This is a genomic window from Kitasatospora sp. NPDC091257 (genome assembly GCF_044757675.1).
Taxonomy (GTDB): domain Bacteria; phylum Actinomycetota; class Actinomycetes; order Streptomycetales; family Streptomycetaceae; genus Kitasatospora; species Kitasatospora lactacystinica.
The window spans coordinates 1-3,476 of the sequence record NZ_JBIVVI010000990.1 but is presented as its reverse complement, the minus strand read 5'-3'; the positions used below and the strand labels follow the sequence as shown (position 1 = coordinate 3,476).

The window sequence follows — 3,476 nt, the reverse complement described above, 5'->3', positions numbered from 1 at the left end:
CCTCACCGAGACCTCCCACCGGGAGGTGACCCTCCATGCGCTCACCGCCCGTGCCACCCTCGACACGGGTCCCGACTCGACGCGGGCGGGCATCGTGGTCGCCGAGGCCCTTCTCGAACTGTGGCCGACCGCGGACTACGGCATGCAGGGTTTGGCCGCGACGCTCCGGGCCAACACCGACGTGCTCACCAGGCACGGGCCCACCGGCCTGATCCAGCGGCCGCTGGGGATGCACGTGCTGCTGTTCCGCTGCGGCGCCAGCCTCGTGGAGGCGGGCCTGTACGCCACCGGCATCCAGTACTGGACGCATCTCGCCACCGCGAGCGAGCGCGTCCTGGGAGGCGACCATCCCGACACTCTCGCGGCCCTCGGGAACCTCGCGCAGTCGTGCTGGGAGGCCGGACGCACCGACGAGGCGATGAGTCTCCAGGAGCAGGTCCTCGCCGACCTCCAACGCCTCCACGGCAGCGACCACCCCACCGTCCTGATGGCCCGCAACAACCTGGCCGCCACCTACTCGGAGGCCGGACGCGTCGAGGACGCCATCGGTCTCCAGGAGCAGGTCCTCGCCGACCGTCGGCACGAGCTGGGCGCCGACCACCCGGACACCCTCACGTCCCGCAACAACCTGGCCGCCACCTACCTGGAGGCCGGACGCGTCGAGGACGCCGTCGGTCTCCAGGAGCGGGTCCTCGCCGACCGCCGGCGCGTCCTCGGCGGCGACCACCCGGACACCCTCACGTCCCGCAACAACCTCGCGGTCATGTACCTGCACGCCGGAGACGTGGAGCGAGGGGTGGAGATGCTCCGCCGGGCGGCGGCGGACCTCGACCGCGTCCTCGGCCCGGACCATCCGTCGACCGTCCTGGCCAGGGAGAACCTGCTCGAAGTGACGGGGGAACCTCAGCCCGAGGCCGCCCAGGACAGCAGCAGCCGCAGCCCGTCGTCCGACGCCGAGCCCGGGTCGGCGGTGTAGGTCACCAGCGCCTGGCCCGGGTCGTCGGCCGGCCGCAGGGTGTCGTACACGAGGTCGAGCGTGCCGGCCAGGGGGTGGCGGAAGGCCTTGCGGCCCGAGGTCTTGTCGGCGACCGGGTGGTCGGCCCACATCCGCTGGAACTCTTCGCTGCCCAGGCAGAGTTGGCCGATCAGCTCGGCGAGCAGCGGGTCGTCGGGGCGGCGGCCGGCCTCCAGGTGGAGGAAGGCGACGTTCTCCCGGGCGCACGCGGCCCAGTCGGCGTAGAGCTCGCGGGAGGCCGGGTCGAGGAAGGTGATGCGGGCGATGTTGCGCTCCTCGACCGGCAGGGCGCCGTAGTCGCCGAGGAGCGCGACGGCGGCGTGGTTCCAGGCCAGGACGTCCATCCGGTGGCCCATCACCAGGGCCGGGGTGTGCGGGAGCTGCTCCAGCAGGCGCAGCAGCGAGGGGCGGGGCCGCTGGCGCTCGACGGGGCGGCGGGGGCGGGCCGCGGGCCGGGCGAGGCGGTGCAGGTGGCCGGACTCGTCGGGGGCCAGCCGCAGGGCGCGGGCGACGGCGTCGAGGACGGCGTCCGACGGGTTGCCGACGCGGCCCTGTTCGAGGCGGGTGTAGTAGTCGACGCTGACTCCGGCGAGGTGGGCGAGCTCCTCGCGGCGCAGCCCGGCGACGCGGCGGCGGCCGCCGTAGTCGGGGAGGTCGACGTCCTCGGGCCGCAGGCCGGCGCGGCGGGTGCGGAGGAATTCGCTCAGGGCGCTGCTCGGGTTCACGTCATGGATTGTCACCCGGACGGGTGCCGCCGTGCCTGGCCCTGTCAGGACCAGGCACGGCGGGGCCGGGGCGGTCAGCCGGTCAGCCGGTCAGGGACGGGAAGGCCGGGACGAGCCCGCCGTCGATCACGATGTCCTGCCCGGTGATGTACGAGGAGCGGTCGGAGAGCAGGAAGGCGACCGTCTGCGCGACGTCCTCGGCGGTGCCCAGCCGGCCGAGCGGGACGTGGCCGCGGACCGGCTCGTGGTCGGCCGGGTCCGGGAGGGCCGCGTGGAACATCTCGGTGACGATGTAGCCGGGGCTGACCGAGTTGACCCGGATGCCGCGGCCGGCCAGTTCGCTGCCGAGGGTGCGGGCGAGGCTGAGGACGGCGGCCTTGGTGGCGGCGTAGACGGCGGCGCCGGGCAGGCCGCGGTGCGGGGTCCAGGAGGCGTTGAGGACGACGGATCCGCCGCCGGCGGCGTCCAGCAGTGGCAGGGCGTGCTGGACGGTGAGGAACACGCCCTTGAGGTTGACGGCGACGATCCGGTCGAACTCGGCCTCCGTCACCTCGTCCACCGGTTGGAAGCCGGCCACGCCGGCGTTGGCGAAGACCCCGTCGAGCCGGCCGTACCGCTCCCGCACGGTGTCGGCCAGCCGGGCGAGGTCGGCCGCCACGGAGGCGTCGGCGCGGACGGTGAGCAGCCGGTCGCCGGCGTCGAGGCGCGCCGCGGCGCGGGCGAGCCGCGCGTCGTCGCGGCCGGTGACGACGACCCGGGCGCCGGTGGCGAGGAGGTGACGGGCGGTGGCGAGGCCCATGCCGCTGGTGCCGCCGGTGACGAGGACCGTGGCGTCGCCGGGGACGGTGACGGCGGAGGGGGCGGTGACGGCGGAGGGGACGGCGGCATCGCCGGGGACGGTGGCGTCGGAAAGAACGGTGGCGTCGGAGGAAGTGTGGCTCATGCCGTTCACCTTCGCGACCGGTGCCGGGCCGGCACCAGGCCCGCCTCGACCGTGGGTCCCGAAAAACCACCCTGCAAACCGGGAATCGGCGCGATCACCGGATGGTTGGGCCAGGGCGACGGTCCAATACGGCACTCGCGAAGAGGGACTTCCCATGAAGATCGGCATCATCGGCGCGGGCAACATCGGCGGCAACCTGACGCGACGGCTGACGTCGCTGGGGCACGAGGTATCGGTGGCCAACTCCCGTGGCCCGGAGACGCTCAAGGCACTGGTCGAGGAGACCGGCGCGACGGCGGTGACGGTCTCCGAGGCCGCCCGGGGCGCGCAGGTCGTGGTGGTGACGGTGCCGCTGAAGAGCGTGCCGGACCTGCCCGCCGGGCTGCTGGACGGCGCCGCCGAGGGCGTCGCGGTGATCGACACCGGCAACTACTACCCGAAGGAGCGCGACGGCCGGATCGACGCGATCGAGGACGGCGGGCTCACCGAGAGCCGGTGGACGGAGCAGCACCTCGGGCACCGGGTGGTGAAGGTGTTCAACGGCACCTACGCCCAGGACCTGCTGGAGCGCCCGCGACCGGCCGGGGACCCGGAGCGGCTCGCCGTGCCGGTCGCGTCGGACGACGAGGCGGCCAAGCGGGTGGTGCGCGAGCTGGTCGACGCGTTGGGCTTCGACACCGTGGACGCGGGCGGGATCGACGAGTCCTGGCGCCAGCAGCCGGCCACCCCGGTGTACGGGCTGCGCGCCGGGGTCGAGGCGGTCACCCGGGCGCTCGCGGAGGCCTCCCCGGAG

At 74.3% G+C, this 3,476-nt stretch carries 4 protein-coding genes; 2 read left to right on the top strand and 2 right to left on the bottom strand.

Translation table 11 applies throughout. The features are described from left to right. On the top strand, positions 1 to 976 hold a 976-nt coding region (locus ACIQOV_RS33235; protein ID WP_401054463.1), incomplete at its 5' end, for a tetratricopeptide repeat protein. Here ACIQOV_RS33235 and ACIQOV_RS33230 read toward each other — a convergent pair. Beyond that, on the bottom strand, positions 904 to 1,740 hold the full coding sequence (locus ACIQOV_RS33230; RefSeq protein WP_359898804.1) for a helix-turn-helix transcriptional regulator: 837 nt from the start codon (positions 1,738 to 1,740) through the stop codon (positions 904 to 906). The genes ACIQOV_RS33235 and ACIQOV_RS33230 overlap by 73 nt on opposite strands. 82 nt (positions 1,741 to 1,822) lie before the next feature. Beyond that, a complete protein-coding gene (locus ACIQOV_RS33225; protein ID WP_401054461.1) occupies positions 1,823 to 2,683 on the bottom strand; it encodes an SDR family NAD(P)-dependent oxidoreductase in 861 nt (286 codons plus the stop codon). A gap of 154 nt (positions 2,684 to 2,837) precedes the next feature. Here ACIQOV_RS33225 and ACIQOV_RS33220 point away from each other — a divergent pair. Next, positions 2,838 to 3,476 (top strand): NADPH-dependent F420 reductase (locus tag ACIQOV_RS33220; protein WP_401054459.1); only part of this gene is annotated, 639 nt, incomplete at its 3' end.